This is a genomic window from Zhengella sedimenti (assembly GCF_046506625.1).
GTDB lineage: Bacteria > Pseudomonadota > Alphaproteobacteria > Rhizobiales > Rhizobiaceae > Zhengella > Zhengella sedimenti.
The window spans coordinates 60904-78300 of sequence record NZ_JBKFFP010000005.1; the positions used below are offsets into that span (position 1 = coordinate 60904).

General features: G+C 64.2%; 17 protein-coding genes. 10 read left to right on the forward strand and 7 right to left on the reverse strand.

Going from position 1 to position 17397, the window contains the following annotated elements:
* Nucleotides 1–2: 2 nt before the first annotated feature.
* Nucleotides 3–989 carry an alpha/beta hydrolase gene (locus ACLB6G_RS14245; protein ID WP_410356864.1) on the reverse strand — a complete coding sequence of 329 codons (987 nt, stop codon included), beginning with the start codon at nt 987–989 and terminating at the stop codon, nt 3–5.
* A complete protein-coding gene (locus ACLB6G_RS14250; RefSeq protein ID WP_410356865.1) occupies nt 986–2794 on the reverse strand; it encodes a hypothetical protein in 1809 nt (602 codons plus the stop codon). Before ACLB6G_RS14250 ends, ACLB6G_RS14245 begins: the two co-directional genes overlap by 4 nt.
* A 189-nt stretch (nt 2795–2983) precedes the next feature.
* Here ACLB6G_RS14250 and ACLB6G_RS14255 point away from each other — a divergent pair, with 189 nt between their 5' ends.
* Nucleotides 2984–3643, forward strand: coding sequence for a response regulator (locus ACLB6G_RS14255; protein ID WP_410356866.1), 660 nt, complete (start codon nt 2984–2986; stop codon nt 3641–3643).
* 15 nt (nt 3644–3658) lie between these two features.
* Here ACLB6G_RS14255 and ACLB6G_RS14260 read toward each other — a convergent pair whose 3' ends face one another.
* Entirely contained in the window at nt 3659–7150 is a 3492-nt protein-coding gene (locus ACLB6G_RS14260; RefSeq protein ID WP_410356867.1) for a PAS domain-containing hybrid sensor histidine kinase/response regulator, read from the reverse strand.
* A 239-nt stretch (nt 7151–7389) separates the two neighbouring features.
* On the opposite strand from ACLB6G_RS14260, the gene mscL reads away from it, so the two are divergent.
* The 3 genes from mscL to ACLB6G_RS14275 all read left to right on the forward strand — a co-directional run bounded on the left by mscL (nt 7390) and on the right by ACLB6G_RS14275 (nt 10537).
* Nucleotides 7390–7818 carry a large conductance mechanosensitive channel protein MscL gene (mscL, locus tag ACLB6G_RS14265; protein ID WP_410356868.1) on the forward strand — a complete coding sequence of 143 codons (429 nt, stop codon included), beginning with the start codon at nt 7390–7392 and terminating at the stop codon, nt 7816–7818.
* A 201-nt stretch (nt 7819–8019) separates the two neighbouring features.
* A complete protein-coding gene (galE, locus tag ACLB6G_RS14270) occupies nt 8020–9084 on the forward strand; it encodes a UDP-glucose 4-epimerase GalE (RefSeq protein ID WP_410356869.1) in 1065 nt (354 codons plus the stop codon).
* A 250-nt stretch (nt 9085–9334) separates the two neighbouring features.
* Entirely contained in the window at nt 9335–10537 is a 1203-nt protein-coding gene (locus ACLB6G_RS14275; protein ID WP_410356870.1) for a mandelate racemase/muconate lactonizing enzyme family protein, read from the forward strand.
* Nucleotides 10538–10567: 30 nt separating this feature from the next.
* On the opposite strand, the gene ACLB6G_RS14280 is transcribed toward ACLB6G_RS14275, so the two are convergent.
* Together ACLB6G_RS14280 and ACLB6G_RS14285 are read right to left on the reverse strand one after the other, a co-directional pair.
* Nucleotides 10568–11269, reverse strand: a complete 702-nt coding sequence (locus tag ACLB6G_RS14280; protein WP_410356871.1) for a 5-formyltetrahydrofolate cyclo-ligase — start codon at nt 11267–11269, stop codon at nt 10568–10570.
* 28 nt (nt 11270–11297) lie between these two features.
* Complete coding sequence (locus ACLB6G_RS14285; RefSeq protein WP_410356872.1) at nt 11298–11741, reverse strand: group III truncated hemoglobin; 444 nt, start codon at nt 11739–11741, stop codon at nt 11298–11300.
* 87 nt (nt 11742–11828) lie between these two features.
* Here ACLB6G_RS14285 and ACLB6G_RS14290 point away from each other — a divergent pair, with 87 nt between their 5' ends.
* The 3 genes from ACLB6G_RS14290 to ACLB6G_RS14300 all read left to right on the forward strand — a co-directional run bounded on the left by ACLB6G_RS14290 (nt 11829) and on the right by ACLB6G_RS14300 (nt 12847).
* The gene (locus ACLB6G_RS14290; RefSeq protein ID WP_410356873.1) at nt 11829–12245 is read left to right on the forward strand and encodes an RrF2 family transcriptional regulator; all 417 of its coding nucleotides are present in this window, start codon (nt 11829–11831) and stop codon (nt 12243–12245) included.
* Nucleotides 12246–12326: 81 nt separating this feature from the next.
* On the forward strand, nt 12327–12560 hold the full coding sequence (locus tag ACLB6G_RS14295; RefSeq protein WP_410356874.1) for a hexameric tyrosine-coordinated heme protein: 234 nt from the start codon (nt 12327–12329) through the stop codon (nt 12558–12560).
* On the forward strand, nt 12557–12847 hold the full coding sequence (locus tag ACLB6G_RS14300) for a DUF6522 family protein (protein WP_410356875.1): 291 nt from the start codon (nt 12557–12559) through the stop codon (nt 12845–12847). Before ACLB6G_RS14295 ends, ACLB6G_RS14300 begins: the two co-directional genes overlap by 4 nt.
* A 73-nt stretch (nt 12848–12920) precedes the next feature.
* On the opposite strand, the gene ACLB6G_RS14305 is transcribed toward ACLB6G_RS14300, so the two are convergent.
* The gene (locus ACLB6G_RS14305) at nt 12921–13763 is read right to left on the reverse strand and encodes a LysR family transcriptional regulator (RefSeq protein ID WP_410356876.1); all 843 of its coding nucleotides are present in this window, start codon (nt 13761–13763) and stop codon (nt 12921–12923) included.
* Between the two features lie 119 nt (nt 13764–13882).
* Between ACLB6G_RS14305 and ACLB6G_RS14310 the strand changes: the two genes are divergently transcribed.
* Together ACLB6G_RS14310 and ACLB6G_RS14315 are read left to right on the forward strand one after the other, a co-directional pair.
* A complete protein-coding gene (locus ACLB6G_RS14310; protein WP_410356877.1) occupies nt 13883–14116 on the forward strand; it encodes a hypothetical protein in 234 nt (77 codons plus the stop codon).
* Nucleotides 14117–14194: 78 nt separating this feature from the next.
* Nucleotides 14195–14503 (forward strand): hypothetical protein, encoded by a 309-nt coding sequence (locus tag ACLB6G_RS14315; protein WP_410356878.1) that lies wholly within the window; start codon nt 14195–14197, stop codon nt 14501–14503.
* Nucleotides 14504–14820: 317 nt separating this feature from the next.
* Here the strand turns inward: ACLB6G_RS14315 and ACLB6G_RS14320 are convergent, their stop codons facing one another.
* Entirely contained in the window at nt 14821–15882 is a 1062-nt protein-coding gene (locus tag ACLB6G_RS14320; RefSeq protein ID WP_410356879.1) for an MBL fold metallo-hydrolase, read from the reverse strand.
* A gap of 387 nt (nt 15883–16269) precedes the next feature.
* Between ACLB6G_RS14320 and ACLB6G_RS14325 the strand changes: the two genes are divergently transcribed.
* Nucleotides 16270–17397, forward strand: coding sequence for a TRAP transporter substrate-binding protein (locus ACLB6G_RS14325; protein WP_410356880.1), 1128 nt, complete (start codon nt 16270–16272; stop codon nt 17395–17397).

A 17397-nucleotide genomic window follows, 5' to 3' on the forward strand; every position in this document is an offset into this window, starting at 1 on the left:
GCTCACGCTTTGGCACCCGTTGCAGTGGTGAGGAAGGTTTCGATTTCGCTGAGACTGCGGTCGGCCTGCCCGGTGGCAAAGGCCTGGAAGACGTGACATCCGCCGGGCCAGATCGAGACCTGCGCCCGGTTGCCCGCTTCGCGCCAGCGCGCAGCCATCATGAGCGTGTCGTCGAGCAGCAGGTCGCGCGTGCCGCAGGTGAACAGGGCAGGCGGCAGCCCGGCCAGGTCGCCATGGAGCGGGGAGACCGAAGGCGACGTCCTGTCCGTGTCCTCCGGCAGGAACCGGGCGAGGAACTGGTCGATGTCGCCGGTGTTCAGGACAAGCTTTTCCGTGCCCCAGTTGCGCACGCTCGGCGTGCCGGAAAGGTCGTAACAGCCGGCATTGAGATTGGCGGCAACAAACGGCGAAAGCCCGTGCCGGTCGCGCAGCCGCATGAGCGTCAGGACGGCGAGGTGCGCGCCGGCGCTTTCGCCGCCAATGGCCAGCACACCGGCGGGGAGATCATGGCCGCCGCCGGCAAGCCAGAGTGCCGCTGCCTCGCAGTCGTCCGGCCCGGCGGGGAAGGGCTGTTCCGGTGCAAGCCGGTAGTCCAGCGAGATGACGGTGAGACCGGTGGCCTCCGCAAGCCTCCGGTTTCGCGCGTCGTTCTCGCGCGCGCTTCCGAGGACCCAGCCGCCGCCGTGCAAATGCAGGTAGGTTCCGTGTGACCGTCCGCCCGACGGCCGGTGGAGCCGCGCCGGCATGGCACCTGCGGGTCCGGGAATGGTGATTGTCTGCGCTGCCGTGTCTTCCGCACAGATCGGGAATGGGCCGCGCCCGTCGAGGCGCAATTGCCGCAGCACGGGCGGCGGAAACTGCCACATGTCCGGCGCCGCGCTGAGTCGCTCCACGATTTGTGCGTTCAGCGCGCGCGTTTCGGCGGGAACGCTGTCCGGGTCGAGAAGTGCGGCATCAAGACCGAGCGCCGCAAGGTATTCAGCGCTCATTGCGCAATCTCCTCCGTCTGTCGTCTTGTCCCGTCGCGGACCATCAGCGAGCCCAGGACAAGGGTGCAAAGATTCGCGACGGCGCCGAGCAGCACCGCATCGGGCAAGCGCATGGCGGCAAGCCATTCGATGCTCGTGGTATCGCTCAGCACCGCGTCCGGGAATGCCATGAGCGCGCGTGCCGCCAGCACCAGCGCGGGGACCATGGCCCCGGCAAACATCGCCGCCATTACGGGCGCGGCATGCAGCTTTTTCCGCCAGCCCATAGCCAGGAAGGGAATTGCCAATGCCGAAATCGTCAGGCTGCCGGGCCAGATCGCGTGGTCGAACGGCCGCACGCCCCCGTTCGTGCCGAGCCATGCCGCGCCGGCGCCGGCTGCCAGCATCCCGGCGCGCGCCATCGCCAGACGCCGCGAAGCCGGACGGGGCGACCGTCCGGCCCGGGGGACGGCCCCGCCTTCCGCCATGAGCCTGCCGATGGCCGCCAGCATGGCGGCCGCCGTTCCCGCCGACGCCAGGACCACGGCCAGCAGGATGGCCGGCCACATCACCGCCGGCATCCCGAAGGCGGCAGCGGGAAGCAGGAAGGCGGTCACGGGATTGAGCCGGATGTCGGCGGCCGTCAGCACATGGTCCGCTGCGCCGCAGGCGGCCCGGACGCTGCCGGGACTCGTGGCGGGCACGCCGCAGATGTCCACGAAACCCGCCAGGGCGTTCATGCCGTCCCTGAACAGCCAGCCGGCTTCCTCGCCGATCAGTCCGGCCGGAATGTCGGTCAGAGATCCGCCGGCGATCATGCCGGCGGTGCGGGCATTGACAACCAGCGCCATGACGGCAAGGAGCACGAGGCCGGCCGCCAGGAGCGGCACGGATCTCCGGCGGCCTTGGCGCTTCCCGCCGTTGGCTGCCGGCAGCAGCAGGGCAAGAACCATCCCGGTCAGCACCATGGTGGCGAACAGCGCCAGACCCGCGGACCAGCCGGATGCCGGCTCGATGCCCCACTCCCAGGTGGAAACGGCCAGGGGCAGGACAGGGAGGCCGCCCTGCACGACCCCTGTTTCCGGCACGCCCGCGAAGAACTCCGCCCAGGTCAGGTCTCCCGCCGCATGGGTCAGGACAGCCAGCGGCGCGGCCAGCCCGATGAAAACGATCGCGAAGGAAAAGGGCAGGCTGCGCGACGCGCTGCTGAACCCGCCGGTCCAGGCGCCGGCCAGCCCGATCCCGGCGGCAACCAGCCAGTGTGCGGGCGCCATTGCGGGAAAAAGGACGTCCAGCATCAACACAAGGATCCGGAACTGGGCGGCCAGCACGCCGAGCGCCAGCAGTGCCAGGAACAGGCCGGCCACCAGCCGGACCTGCCGGTTGCCGGTCGCGCGCGACAACTGCCAGGCAGGGCTCCCGACCGGGCTTCCTTCCGTGCCCGGTGGTGCAATGAATCCGTGCAATCCGATACCCGTCGCCACTCCGGCGACCAGGATCAGGCCCAGGGCGGGATCGCTGACCGCAAGCCGGGAGGCGAGGAACATCATTCCGCCCGTGATGACGGCGCCCGCCAGGCCGGCGGCATCGTGGACAAGACCGCCTTGCAGCCCTTTGCCGGCGAAACTGCCCGTCTGCATCGTGCCGGAAAGCAGGCCGAGCAGCAGGAACGGCGCGAGGGCGCCGGCGATGACGAACCACTGGATGATGGCGGCCGGCACGCCGAGCCGTTCCAGGATCATCCCGGCGACGAGGACGCCGCAATAGCCGGCCGCGAGGATGCCTGTCAGGACGGGCGCCGGAATGTCGCTTTCACTGGATTGCAAGGTGGTCTGTCCTGCCGTCTTTCCATCGCTCGTGCTGCCGGCACGGGTCAATTGGTCCTCCGCCCATCTGCCCCCGATGCGCGGATTGCGAAAACTTCGCCTTGAAAACAACTCGTAACATCGGATAATTCAAACGCAAGCATCGCGCACGCGTTTGCCGTGTGCGTCTGCCGCGTCGGGGAGGGTGATGTGACGGCTGGAACGAAATTTCTCGTGGCGGACGATCACCCGTTGTTTCGCGGCGCACTCAAACAGGCCATCGGCGGCGCGGCCGGGGACATCGAGATCGTCGAGGCAGGGGATTTCGAGACGGCCAAGGCCATTGCCGCGACCCATGACGATCTCGACCTGATCCTGCTCGACCTGTCCATGCCCGGAGCCTCCGGCCTGTCCGCGCTTGTCGGGATGCGCGGCCTGCAGGCGGCCGTGCCGGTCATCGTGGTGTCGGCGAGCGACGATCCGGAGACCATCCGCCGGTCGCTGGAACTCGGCGCGTCCGGCTTCATTTCCAAGTCCTCCAGCATGGAAGACATCCGCAACGCGGTCGACGCCGTCCTCCAGGGCGAAATCGTGACACCGGCCAACATCGACCTTGGCGAGGAGCACGACCCCGAGATTTCCGACCTGATCGCCCGCATCCAGACCTTGACGCCGCAGCAGACGCGCGTCCTTTCCATGCTTGCCGAAGGCCTGCTCAACAAGCAGATCGCCTATGAACTCAACGTTTCGGAAGCCACGATCAAGGCGCATGTCTCCGCCGTCCTGCAAAAACTGGGCGTGGACAGCCGCACCCAGGCGGTCATTCGCCTGTCGAGGATCGGCACCGAGCCCTTTTCGGTGACAGGCTGACCGCCACCCCGCCGCCTATTCGGCCGCCTTGGGCAGCATCTTGCGGCTGCGGTTGAGAGCGGTGCGCAGCGCCGCCGGCTTCACCGGCTTGTAGAGCAGCGGGATCTGGCGTTCCTCCGCCGCCGCCTTCACCTCGTCGGACCGGTTCGCGGTCAGCATGATGGCCGGTACATTGCGGCCGAGCCGCTCATGAATGCTGGTGATGGCGTCGAAACCCGTCGCGCCGTCCAGATGGAAATCGGCCACGATGACGTCGGGGACCAGGCCATTCCGGTCGAATGCCGCCTCGAACTCGGCCGCGCCGGCATGGGCGATCACCTCGCAGCCCCAGTTCTCCAGCAACATGCGCATGCCGTCGAGAATGCGCATGTCATTGTCGATGCACAGCACCCGGGTCCCGGTCAGCGAGCCGCGCGCGGCCTGTGCCGTGGCGGCCGGGGCGGCCACCGCGTCCTGTTCGGCTTGCGTCACGGGGATCAGGACCGAGAAGCGCGTCCCCTTGCCGGGCTCCGACCAGATGCGGATCTCCAGCCGCAGCACGCGCGCGATCCTGTCGACGATGGAAAGCCCGAGCCCTAGCCCCTCGGCCTCGCGCGCGCCTTCGTCGAGGCGTGTGAACTCGCGGAAGACCGTATTGAGCTTGTCGGCGCGGATGCCGATGCCGGTGTCGATCACCTGGATCTCGCAAAGCCGGCCGCGCCGCCGTACGCCGACGAGCACCTTGCCGCTGCGCGTGTACTTGATGGCATTGGACACGAGGTTCTGGAGAACGCGCCGCAACAGGTTGCGGTCGGTCTCGACATTCAGGCTGGACGGCACGATCGTCAGCTCCAGTGCCTTTTCTCTCGCCGCCGGCGTGAAGTCGTTGCGCAACTGTTCCAGCATTGAATCGAGGCGGAAAATGCTCTCCTTGGGCTTCATTGCGCCCGTGTCGAGCCGCGAGATGTCGAGAACGGCGCCGAGGATGGTCTCCACCGAATCCAGCGAGGAATCGATGTTGGAAAGCGCCGAGCGCGTTGCCTGGTCGGCGATCGATTCCTTGAGCGCCGAACAATAGAGGCGCGCGGCGTTGAGCGGTTGCAGGATGTCGTGGCCGGCACCGGCAAGGAAACGCGTCTTGCCGAGATTGGCCTCTTCCGCGAGACGCTGCGCCTGCGCCAGTTCCTCGTTCAGTTCCAGCAGTTCGGCTGTGCGCGCCGCCACCCGCTGCTCCAGCGTCTCGTTGGCGCGCTTGAGCGCGAGGTCGGCCTTGACCCGGTCGGTGATGTCGGCATAGCTGGCCACGACTCCCCCGTTCGGCATCGGATTGGAACGCACCTCGATGATGCGCCCGGTGCTCAGGAGTTCCATCTGCCAGGTCGCGTGGGTCACGGTCAGCCGTTCAAGGATCGTTTCCTCGTCGTTCTTGGCGATGTCGCCGCGCCGCACGAGATAGTCGATCACCTTGGAAATGGACGTGCCGACCTGGCCCAGTTCGTCGGGCAGGTCGAACAGCGTGCGGAACTGCCGGTTCCAGCACGACAGGCCGAAATCCTGGTCGTAGACGGTGATGCCGTCCTCCATCTGGTCCAGGGCGATCTGCAGCAGGTCGCGGTTTTGCTGCAGCGCTTCCGAGGCGTCGTCGAGCAGCCGGTAGGCGTTGCGCGAATTGGCGTCGACGCGCTGGAAGAGCAGCGACAGGATCAGCCGCGCCGAGGACGATCCGACCGCGCTGGCCAGCAATTGCTCGGCAAAGCGGATCGTCCCGGCATCGGCGATCTGCGAGGCCATGTACTTGCGCCCCTCGTTCTGTTCGAACGTCTGGAAGGAGCGCTCCGTGCGCTCCGCGCCAAGGTAGCGCGAGATGGTGTCCTTCAGTTCGCTGTTCGTCACCGCCGTGCGGAAACGGCGCAGGCCGGGGATCTGGGCGCTTTCGCGCGGCACGAAGATCGCCGCCTGGATGCGCTCGCGCGGGGTCGCCGCGCGCGACAGGCATCCCATGATGAAGAACAGCGTATTGGCCGCAAGGCTCCAGAGAACGCCATGGTTCAGCGGTTCCGCCTCCACGCCGAAAAGGGCTTCCGGCCGCAGGGCGGTGAAGCCCCACAGTCCGTCGGTGATGATGTGCGCGTCGTCGGGCAGGAAGGACGGCAGCAGCAGCGTGTAGCCCCATACCAGGATGCCCGCGCTCATCCCCATGACCGCGCCGCGCGCATTGGCACCGCGCCACAGCAGCGCGCCGAAGAAGGCGGGTGCGAACTGTGCCAGCGCGGCGAACGACAGCAGCCCGATGGATGCCAGGCGGATGTTGTTGGCGATCTCGCGATAGTAGAGCAGCGCCGCCACGAGGATGAGGCAGATGGCCGCCCGCCGCACGTTCAGGATGATGCGCGACCAGTCTTCCTTCTCGCCCGCCGTCGGGATCTGCGCGCGCTTCAGCAGGACCGGAATGACGAGGTCGTTGGAGATCATGATCGAAAGCGCCACGCTGGCGACGATGACCATGGCGGTGGCTGCCGACAGGCCGCCGATCAGCGAGACCAGGGCGAGGACATCGCTGCCATGCACCAGCGGAATGGCCAGCACGTAGAGATCGGCGCTTGCCTGGTTTCCGATCGTGGTGATGCCGGCGAAGGCGATGGGCAGCACGAAGATGTTGATGAGGACCAGATAGAGCGGAAACAGCCATGTCGCCGTGTCCAGTTCGCGCTCGGACCGGTTCTCCACCACCGAGATGTAGAACTGGCGCGGCAGCATCAGGATGGCCATGCCGCTGAGCATGGTCATGACGATCCAGGTCGTCGGACTGGTCTCATAGGTCAGCGCCGCCTGCACCCGTTCGTTGGCCTGCATGGCGTCCAGCAGCGTCTTCGGCGTGTCGAACATGAAGAAGGTGACGGCCACGCCAATGGCCAGGAAGGCGACCAGCTTGATGACCGATTCCACCGCGATCGCCAGCACCATGCCGTCCTGGTGCTCGGTCGCGTCGGCATGGCGCGTGCCGAACAGGATCGCGAACAGGGCCAGCAGAGCCGCGACGGTCAGTGCCATGTCGCCTGGGATCGGTATGCTTGCCCCGGCGCTTTCATGCGCGATCATCAGTTCGATGGAACCGGAGACCGCCTTGAGTTGCAGCGCGATGTAGGGAACGGTGCCGACCGTGGCGATGACCGTGGCCAGCGCCGCCACGGAGAAGCTCTTGCCGTAGCGCGCGGCCAGAAAGTCGGCGATCGAGGTGATGCGTTCGGCCTTCGACACCCGCAGGATGCGGCGCAGCATGCGATGGCCGAAAAGGTAGACGAGGATCGGACCGATATAGATGGTCAGGAATTCCAGCCCGCGCTCGGAAGCAAGCCCGACCGAGCCGAAGAAGGTCCAGGAGGTGCAATAGACCGCCAGGCTGAGCGAATAGATCATCGGACGGTATTCGCCCGCGCTCCGCTTGCGCCGCTTGTCGCCCCAGCTTGCAATGGCGAACAGCAGTGACAGGTAGGCGAGCGCCGTGAAAATGATCACCCAGCTGTTCATCCGGCCCCGCTCCTCCACTTCCAAGGACCATGCGTCACCGTCCAGTCATAGAAGATAGCGGCGTTCTGCGCGAGTCGCGTCGAGCCGGATTGTGGCTCACGGCTTCAAGCGCCCGGCGCTGGCGCATCCTGCCACTGCAAAAAACGGTGGCGTTCTCCGAAGGCCGTGCTACCGGTATGACTGCCGGCCAGCAAGTACACATCGGCCTGATTGGAATGAAGAACGGAGAGGGAAAGCATATGTTGAAGGAATTCAGGGAATTCATTGCCAGGGGCAATGTCATGGACCTGGCTGTCGGCGTCATCATCGGCGGCGCGTTCGGCCTTATCGTCAAGTCGCTGACCGACGACATCATCATGCCGGTCGTCGGCGCCATTTTCGGCGGGTTCGACTTTTCCAATTATTTCATTCCGCTCGCATCGGGCGTGACGGCCGACACGCTGGAGGCCGCGCGCGAACAGGGCGCGGTGCTGGCCTATGGCAACTTCGTCACCGTCGCGATCAACTTCCTGATCCTCGCCTTCATCATCTTCATGATGGTTCGCACGGTCAACAGGATCCGCCGCTCGATGGAAGAGCCGGAGGCGCCGGCCCCCGAGGCGCCGCCGCCGGCCGATATCGTGCTCCTCACCGAGATCCGCGACGCGCTGGTGAACAGGAAGGCCTGATCTGGCCGCCATGGCCGCCGGACAGCCGGTCCGGCGGCAAGCCTGCCCATGGTAAACACTTGCTTTCCCCGACGGCTAAAAGGCGGATGCGCCTGATCGGGGGATTTCAACGCCATGCCGCTATCCTGCGCGCCAACGGGATGACAAGTCCGGGCCGCATGGGGCGGTCCGCGGCCTGGTCTGCGCGACGGAGGCACGGCAATGGCGGTTCTGGTGACGGGCGGCGCCGGATATATCGGCTCTCACATGGTCTGGCGCCTGGTGGATGCGGGCGAAAGGGTTGTCGTCATAGACCGCCTGTCGACGGGACATGCCTGGGCCGTTGCCCCGGCAGCCCGCCTGGTCGTCGGCGACATTGCCGACACGATGATGGTCCGCCGCATCCTTCGCGAGGAGAAGGTGGACGCCATTCTCCATTTCGCCGGTTCCGTCGTGGTGCCGGATTCGGTTGCCGACCCGCTCGGCTACTATGACAACAATACCTGCGCCACGCGCGGCCTTCTGGAAGCGGCGATCGATACCGGGGTTGGCTGCCTGGTATTTTCATCCACGGCCGCCGTCTATGCGCAGGGCGACGGAACCCCGCTGACCGAAGACGCCCCGCTGGAGCCCGCCAGCCCCTATGGCAGGTCCAAGCTGATGAGCGAGATGATGCTGCGCGATACCGCCGCGGCACATGACTTCCGCTACGCGGCCCTGCGCTATTTCAATGTCTCGGGCGCCGATCCCGAGGGGCGGACCGGTCAATCGACGCCGGGCGCCACGCACCTGTTGAAGGTGGCCTGCGAGACCGCCGTGGGAAAGCGCGCCTTCATGAGCATCTACGGCACCGATTATCCGACACGCGACGGCACCTGCATCCGCGATTTCATCCACGTTGCCGACCTCGTCGAGGCGCACTGGCTGGCGCTCGCCCACCTGCGGGCCGGCGGCGAAAGCCTCGTGGCCAATCTCGGCTATGGTGACGGCTTTACCGTGCGGGAAGTCATCGAATGCGTGCAGCGGGTGTCGGGCCGCGATTTCGAACTGCGCCGGGAAGGCCGCCGCCCCGGCGACCTCCATGCCGTGGTCGCCAATGCCGCTCGCGCCCGCAGCGTGCTCGGCTGGCACCCGCGCCATGCTTCGCTGGAAGGAATCGTCACCAGTGCGCTGGCCTGGGAAGAACGCCTTCGCCGCCGCCGCACGGTTGCGGCCGGACCGGCCATCGAATCGCCGGAACCGGAGCACTGGCCCATGCCGGCCGAGCCGGCTCTGGCCCGGCGCTGACCCACCGGCGAGGATGTCGCCCGTCAGGGCCTTCCCGCTGGCCCCGGCCCGCGCCATGCATTCCCGGACACGGACCAGATCTGCCCGCCTGCGCATCGAAGCCCGCTATGCCGCCCAGCACCGATCGATTGAAGGAGTCCGCTCGCTTCGGATGCTTTTGCTGTCCTGCCGAGACATGAAGAACCCTGGCATCTATGATTGCTCGAATCGGGGCTGGGCCTTCGGACAGCCAGCATGGGAGGAAGACCGAATGCGAATCACAGCGGTGGAAACGATCTGTCCGGCCGACATGCCGAACCTCCTCTGGGTCCGGGTGCACGGGGAGGACGGGCTGACTGGCCTGGGCGAGCTTTTCTTCGGTGCGACCGCCGTTGAGGAGGACATCCACACCCGCATCGCACCGATGATCCTTGGTCAGGATTCGCGGCGGATCGAATACCTGAACAGGAGGATGCAGCCCTATGCCGGCTTTTCCGGAACAGGCGCGGAAATGCGTGCCCTGTCCGCGGTCGACGTGGCGCTCTGGGACCTGCTTGGCAAGGAAGCCGGCATGCCCTTGTGCGATCTGCTCGGCGGTCGCATGCGCGAGCGCATCCAGGTCTACAATACCTGTGCCGGTCCGCGGTATCTGTCAGCCTCTTCCGCTGTCCGGCCGGAGAATTTCGGCAACAGCGGGGGCGAGTTGTCGCGCGGCCGCCACGAGGATCTCGAAGGTTTCATGCACTACCCGGACGAGCTTGCCGCTTCGCTGCTCGAAATGGGTATCGAATCGATGAAGATCTGGCCGTTCGACTTCGCGGCAGGTGCAGCCGACGGGGCCGACATTTCTCCCTCCGATCTGGCGAAAGGACTGGCACCCTTCCAGAAGATCCGCTCGGTCCACGGGTCCCGCATGCGGCTGAAGGCGGAGTTGCACGGCCTTTGGTCGCTGAACGCCGCCCGCAAGATATGCGCCGCGCTGGACGAACTGGACATCGACTGGATCGAAGACCCGATCTGGATGGATCGCACCCCCGAACTCGCGACCCTCGCGAGCGAAACCCGCACACCGATTGCCGGCGGCGAAACGCTGGCAGGCATCGGCGCCTTCACCAACCTGATCGAAAGCGGTGCTGTGGCAACACCGATCATCGACATCACCTGGGGCGGAGGGCTGACCCTGGCGCGCAAGGTCGCGGCCCTGGCAGAAGCACATGCCAGCAACGTCGCCTTTCACGACTGCATGGGCCCGGTCACCCTTGCGGTGTCGACGCACATTGCGCTGGCGGCACCGAATGTCCGCGAACAGGAGATTTCGCGCGGATTCTACTATGGCTGGTACGGGGACTACGTCGATGCCTTGCCGCCGGTCGAGGGAGGTTTCGTAACTGTCCCGGAAGGCCCCGGCCTCGGGATGCAACTGTTGCCCGGCATCGAGAAGCGGGCAGGGACACGCCACAGGATCAGCCGGTGACAAGTGGTCCGCGGGCAGTCAAACCTTCAATCACGGTCGTTCGTATTTCGTACCCGCCTCGGTAAGGACAAGGTCCATGGCGATGTCGTGGGGCTGTGGAAATATCGTGTCCAGGCGTGCGGCAGCATATCCTATCCCGATCGTGAAGGGCCGGGGAGTCAATGCCGCCAGCGTCCGGTCGAAATAGCCGCCGCCATAGCCGAGGCGATAGCCGTCACCTGTCCAGCCGACGACGGGTGCCAGGGTGATCGAAGGAATGACTTCCGGTGCGTCCGGCGGCGGAACCGGGATGCCCCAGTCGCCCTTCACCATCTTGGTGCCGGGTGTCCAGCGGCGGAAGACCAGCGGGGCCTGTTTCACCTCGACCAGGGGCAGCGCGATAACGACACCAGCCTTGTGCAGTTCATCCATCAGGGGGCGCAGGTCCGGCTCGCCCTTGATGGGCCAGTATGCGGAAAAGACCTGCCCGTGCATGTCGCCGAACCGTTCCCGGAGATATGTTCGCAAGTGGGCTGCAAGCGCCGCGCCGGCGGATTTCCGTTCCGCCACCGACAGGGCGATGCGATCGCCTCGAAGGCGCATTCGTTCCGCCTTTCGCCAACGCGCGACGTCGCGGGCCTGTTCGGGATCGACGGCCAGCGGATCGAAGTAGTCGGTTGCGACTTGCGCGGCGTAGCAAGGCGGCGAGGCATAGGCACGGGCGGCGGGTGTGTTGTCGAACTTGTCCCTCATGATGCCACCTCTTGTCGGCATTCCGGTTTCACGGCATTGACAGGATGGTTCCGGTCTTCGCATCCTCGACCGCCCTGTGCAGCGCGCGCGCGATCCGCTCGGCCCGTTCGATGACATGGGCCGCACCCTCCGGCGGGCAGGTTTCGCGGGCGGTCTGACGAAACAGCGCCAGCCAGCGCTCGAAATGCTCCCACTGGACCGGCAGGCCGGCATGGGCGGGAACCGGCGCGCCCTGGTATCGTCCGGTCATCAGCGCGACCGAGGACCAGAAAGCCACCATTTTCTCCAGATGGGGTTCCCATTCGGAAATCCGGGCCGCGAAGATCGGCCCGAGAACCGCATCGGCGCGCACCTTTTCGTAGAAACGATGCACCAGCCGGGTCAGGATTTCCTCGTCCAGCCCGGTCCGCGCCATGATCTCGGCGGTCATCTGCGGGCGGGCGGAAACGATCTCGGTGTTGATGGAGGCCATGGCTGGCTCCCGTGTTCGGGGTTGCATCTGTGTCTATATCTGATAAGTGGTATTGTAAATACCTATTCAAGCGGATGGCAACCCGGAATGCGACTGACCTCCTTCGCCGACTACGGACTGCGCATGCTGATGCGCATGGCGAGCGCCCCGGACCGGGCGTTTTCCACCGCTGAACTGGCCGTCGAGTTCGGGCTCTCGCGAAACCATCTGATCAAGATCATGCAGCAGCTGGCCCGTGGCGGAATCGTCGAGACCCGGCGCGGCGGCAGCGGCGGGGCCATCCTGCGCCGTGATCCAGCCGATATCCGGCTGGGAGAGATTGTGCGGTTGCTGGAACAGGGCCAGGCGCTGGTGGAGTGTTTCCAGGAGCGCGGAAGCGGCTGTACCATCGATGGCTGCTGCCGTCTCAAGGCGAGGCTGCGGCGAGCCGAAGCGGCATTCATCGACGATCTGAACACGTCCACGCTCGCCGATATCGCCCTGCCGGAACCGGCGGCGGCGTGAAATGGCAGGGCGGAACCGGGCCATGGTCCTGCGGTCCGGCAGGTTGTCCTGTACGCCAACGCGAAGAGAAAGGAATGCATCATGACGGACTGGCTACCGACGCTGCGCACGAAAACACCGCAGGAAGGCTATGACCTTGCCGTGAAACTGGCGCGGGTCGCGGTCAAGGCAACCCAGCCGGATGCCGGCGTGCGCGACAGGCTCCGCCCCGACTATGCCGAGGACGCCAATGCGTTGATTGCGGTCAGCCATGTGGTCGCGACCCATTTCGCGACCGTGGCCGCGGCAAACGATTATTGGCGAGGGCAATCATGAGCGGCATCGAACGCGACGATGACGGCTTCGTGGTCGACGCGGCCGTGCTGGCATCCGGGTTCAGACTGCCGGTCGAGGAAATCCGGAGCCTGATGCGCGACGGGCGCATCACCTCGAAGACCGAAGCCGGCGAAGGCGAGGACCAGGGCCGCTGGCGGATTACATTCTACCATGGGGAACGCGCGTTCCGTCTGGTCCTGAACCCTGACCACACGATCCGGTCCCGGGGGACATTCCCGGTTCCCGGACGCAGTTCGCCGACCAGGTCTGTCCGGACAGACACATGACGTCCGGTCCGCTGGCCGCTGCTGAAATCCTGCCATGTGGATCCATCCGCTGACGGCCCTGATCCACAGGCCGTCATCGTGACCGGACAAGGTCCAGCAGGCTTTCCACCATCGGATCGACGAGCGAGCGGTCCCGGTCGTCACGCAGGACCAGTGAAGACGGAAGATCGAAAGCAGGGGCGTCGTCCACGACATGAAAGACCCCGGCATCGAGTTCGCGGCGCACGAACTGTTCCGGAAAATAGGCGCAGGCCGGCGCCGTCTTGAGAAACCGGACGCCGAGCCAGCCGATGTTGAACGACAAGCGGGTCCGGAAGAACTCCGGGAAACTGCTGGCCAGCTGGGCATCGAACTCGGGTCCCCACTCGATATGGATGTAGCTGTCGGGCGTGAGCGAGGCATTGCGCTCCGAGGACACCAGCCGAAGCCGCTCCGTCATGAATGGCCGGATTTCCAGTTTCGGCCGGTGCTGCGGCGTGTACATGATCCCGATGTCGAGATGGCCGTCGATCAGGCCCTGCATCAATTCTGGCTCGAACGCGATCTCGGCATGGAACGAGACGTCGGGGCGATCCTTTCGCTGCTGCGCCAGCCATTGCACGGCGAGGCTGTCCCAGAGCCCGAAACGCGCTCCGATAGCGACCTGGGCGCGGATCGTGTCCGGCAGGCCGGTTTCTCGCCTCGCCCTTTCGAATGCCCTGACCATCTGCAAGGCATGGGTCTGGAACCGGACGCCCGCACCGGTCAATGACGCACCGGTCTTGTTGCGCACGAAAAGGACGCAGCCAAGCGTTTCCTCCAACGCACGGATTCGCGCGCTGATCGTTGACTGCGTGACATGCAGGCGTTCGCCGGCCGCGACGAAGCTGCCGGTGTCGGCCACGGTGAGGAAGCTGCGGGCCTGTTCAATGTTCATGGGCTATCCAGCGATATTTTCGATATCATCCTGCATTTATATTCGTTTTACAAATCTCATCCGGCGCGTAACCTGTAAGAAAAATCAAAACGGGATCATCGCAAACGGAGGGACGGGTCTTGGCACGCTTCAAGGCAATCGGGACAGGCGGTCAGCAGCAGCTTTTCGCAGGGCTCGTCATGTCCGTCCTGGGCATCGGATTGATCTGCATGTCCGGGATGGAATCATGGGATTCACTGGCGAATACCGGCGCGGCGCTCGTTCTGACGGGAACGTTGCTTTGGTTGTGCGGTGCGGTCCGGCACCAGAACGAACTGATGGAAGCCGCAACGGGGCAGTTGGCCGACTCGTAGGAAACGTCGTGCGCCTCCGGCCCACCCCTTTGCGAACGGATGAAACAAGGAACAACCTGGCAGAAGGTCCGTGGAGCGATGCGCGCCGATACCCCGCCTTTCGACGTCATGCGGCACAGTTTCTGGCTTGGCGATGAGCCCGAGGAATCGAGCGCGCAGATGCGGTGCATCGCCGAGTGCGTCGGCGCCGTCCGGCCGGAGATTCATCGATTGAGCGAGATCCACGGGGACCGCCGGATGATCTGGTCGCTCATGGCCATCATTGTCGACATGTCACTTGAAGCCGACGAAGCCGCCCTCACCGCCGCCTTGATGAAAACGAATGCCCGGTTGCTGGAACTCGAGGCGGGCAACGACAGTCCCGGTTGCACGGCATCGATCTTGTAGCGCAAGCGTTCGGCGATCGGACCCGGTTGCAGGCAATAATGCCAATTGGTTATTGGCGATCAACGGCATGAGATGGCGCTGCCGGAGAGATCCGAAATCTTGATCACTCCGATCGTGTGAATAAAAACATTATCTCGCATGGCATGATGATGACGTTTTTGGAACATGGGCGAAGCGGGTCTTGGAACATGAATGCCTGTCCGAAGCCACTGGCCGCGGCGGGCTGATCAACAGGCAAGCCTGGCCGCATTGTAAAACGCCCAGGAAAACCGGGACGAGCAGTTATTGCTCAACCGCAAGTCTCTTTCTGCCCCGTTTCATGCCCTGTCGATCGTTATGTTGACCAGCCTGTCACCCCGACGGGATGTCTTGATCTCACCGCGTCGCACGAGGCGGTTCACATGGGCCAACGTCTCGGTGAAAGCGAAGCTCATCTGGTGTGGATCGAGCGCGCGCGTGAACAGGATGGGCACCAGATCCGCGACCGTCTGCGGGCGCTCGGCGCAAGCCGTGCGGATGAGTTGGCACCGTTCCTCGTGATGGGCTTCCAATTCGGCGCAGCGTTCATGCAGACCAAAAAACGGGCGGCGGTGCCCGGGAAGAACCAGCACGTCGTTCGGTATCTCGGACCGCAGAAACCGCAGCGACCTCAGGTAATGACCCAGTGGATCACCGTTCGGTTCTCCGGCAAAGACGCTGACATTGGGCGAGATTTTTTCGAGAACCTGGTCGGCCGCGAACAGGAGCTTTTCGTTTTCGCAGTAAAGCAGAACCTGTTCGGGCGCATGCCCATCGCCGCTGAGGACGCGAAAGGTGCGATCGCCGATCTCCAGGATATCGGGCATCAGCAGTCGAAGGAATGACAGTGGCAGGTCGGAAACGCGGCGCAGATAGTCATTGCCCTGGATGGCGACGATCCCGGCTCCCTCCTCGCTCATGCCGTGGCTCATGTAGAAATCAAAATTGTAGCGGGTAACATCCTCATGCGACCCGTGTGAAATCACCTTGCTGCCCATGTAAGTCGAATAGCTGGTCAAAAGGGGCGCTTCGAAACGTTCGCACAACCATCCGGCCAGGCCGATATGGTCGGGGTGATGATGCGTGACGATGACTTTGGTGACTTTTCTCGATTTCAGGGGCCCCGCAAACAGGTTCTCCCAAACCGACTTCGCGGCCTCTGTCTGGATCCCGGTATCGACGACCGCCCAACCCTCTCCATCGCGGATGAGATAGATATTCACATGATCGAGACGGTAAGGAAGGGGAATCCGGGTCCAAAGCACATCTTTGAGAACTTCGACCACATCGCCAAAGGCCGGCATTTCTTCAAAAGGAAAAATCAAGGCATTTTCTGTCGTGTGAGTAAGTGTACTGACCATGAAAAATCTTTCTTCCGATTGAATGTGTGACGGTATTTTGGGTCAAAGCGCGGGCTGGCTCAACGCCGCGGGCTGGCTTCGCCATCTTTGGCTGCGCCGGGTATTGCAGACAAGCCCCTTCGAGAGCGCCGGTCGGGCCAGACGCTGTCATAAGGACCCTCGATTTCGGGGCAAGTCCAACACGGATGAAAACCGTCTGCGTGTCTTCATCGTCAATCGTCTCTCTCATCAGCCGATCCACCTTGGAGCCATGTCTCGGAAACCGGGGCCACCGCAGCTTTTCGACATGTCCAATTGGACTTGAGCAATATTTGGGATCATGCTTCATTGAAATCACGGACGAGGGCCCGGAGGGTGGCCCGCCCGAAATCGAATGGGAGGATAAAAATGACCAGTGGAAACAAGCTTAGCCGTCGCTCTTTTCTGAAGAAATCGACGATTGCCGGTGGCGCGGTTGCCGGCAGCGCGCTTGCAGCGCCCGCTGTCCTGGCGCAGGCGCCCATCGTCATGAAGATGCAGACCTCGTGGCCGGCATCCGACATCTGGGACGAGTTCGCCAAGGATTACGCAACGCGCGTCGATGAAATGTCGGGCGGCCGCCTGAAAGTCGACGTCCTGCCGGCCGGTGCGGTCGTTGGTGCCTTCCAGGTGCTCGACGCGGTCAATGACGGTGTCCTCGATGCTGCCCATTCCGTGCCGGTCTACTGGTACGGCAAGAACAAGGCAGCGTCCCTGTTCGGCACCGGCCCCGTCTTCGGCGGCTCGGCAACGACCATGTTGTCCTGGTTCTACCAGGGTGGCGGACAGGAACTCTATCGCGAGCTGACCCAGGACATCATGGGCCTCGACGTGATCGGCTATATGGGCTTCCCGATGTTCGCCCAGCCCTTCGGCTGGTTCAAGGGCGAGGTCAACTCGGTCGCCGACCTCCAGGGTTTCAAGTACCGCACCGTCGGTCTGGCCGCAGACCTCATGGCAAAGCTCGGCATGTCGGTCGCCCAGCTTCCCGGTGGCGAGATCGTTCCGGCCATGGAGCGCGGCGTGATCGATGCCTTCGAGTTCAACAACCCGACCTCCGACCGCCGCTTCGGCGCGCAGGACGTGGCCAAGAACTACTACCTGTCTTCCTATCACCAGGCATCGGAAAGCTTCGAGTTCCTGTTCTCGAAGACCTTCGTCGAGGATCTTGATCCCGATCTCCAGGCAATCCTGAAATACAGCGTCGAGGCAGCCTCCACGGCCAACACCGCCAAGGCGATGAAGCAGTATTCGGCCGACCTCCGGGATCTCGAGGCAGGTGGCGTTACCATCCACAGGACCTCGAAGGAAATCCTCGATGCCCAGTTGAAGGCATGGGACGAACTGATCCCCGAGCTGGAAGCCGATCCCTTCATGAAGAAGACGCTGGACAGCCAGCGCGCATGGGTCGAACAGGTCGCATATTACGAGCTGATGAACGCCCCCGACTATGCGCTCGCCTTCAACCACTACTTCCCGGGCAAGCTGAAACTCTGA

Coding starts and splice junctions, on each gene's coding strand:
- ACLB6G_RS14280 (WP_410356871.1), bottom strand. CDS start 11,269: ATGAGGGACAAGTTCGACAACACACCCGCCGCCCGTGCCTATGCCTCG.
- mscL (WP_410356868.1), top strand. CDS start 7,390: ATGTTGAAGGAATTCAGGGAATTCATTGCCAGGGGCAATGTCATGGAC.
- ACLB6G_RS14275 (WP_410356870.1), top strand. CDS start 9,335: ATGCGAATCACAGCGGTGGAAACGATCTGTCCGGCCGACATGCCGAAC.
- ACLB6G_RS14260 (WP_410356867.1), bottom strand. CDS start 7,150: ATGAACAGCTGGGTGATCATTTTCACGGCGCTCGCCTACCTGTCACTG.
- ACLB6G_RS14285 (WP_410356872.1), bottom strand. CDS start 11,741: ATGGCCTCCATCAACACCGAGATCGTTTCCGCCCGCCCGCAGATGACC.
- ACLB6G_RS14300 (WP_410356875.1), top strand. CDS start 12,557: ATGAGCGGCATCGAACGCGACGATGACGGCTTCGTGGTCGACGCGGCC.
- ACLB6G_RS14325 (WP_410356880.1), top strand. CDS start 16,270: ATGACCAGTGGAAACAAGCTTAGCCGTCGCTCTTTTCTGAAGAAATCG.
- ACLB6G_RS14290 (WP_410356873.1), top strand. CDS start 11,829: ATGCGACTGACCTCCTTCGCCGACTACGGACTGCGCATGCTGATGCGC.
- galE (WP_410356869.1), top strand. CDS start 8,020: ATGGCGGTTCTGGTGACGGGCGGCGCCGGATATATCGGCTCTCACATG.
- ACLB6G_RS14320 (WP_410356879.1), bottom strand. CDS start 15,882: ATGGTCAGTACACTTACTCACACGACAGAAAATGCCTTGATTTTTCCT.
- ACLB6G_RS14305 (WP_410356876.1), bottom strand. CDS start 13,763: ATGAACATTGAACAGGCCCGCAGCTTCCTCACCGTGGCCGACACCGGC.
- ACLB6G_RS14245 (WP_410356864.1), bottom strand. CDS start 989: ATGAGCGCTGAATACCTTGCGGCGCTCGGTCTTGATGCCGCACTTCTC.
- ACLB6G_RS14315 (WP_410356878.1), top strand. CDS start 14,195: ATGCGCGCCGATACCCCGCCTTTCGACGTCATGCGGCACAGTTTCTGG.
- ACLB6G_RS14295 (WP_410356874.1), top strand. CDS start 12,327: ATGACGGACTGGCTACCGACGCTGCGCACGAAAACACCGCAGGAAGGC.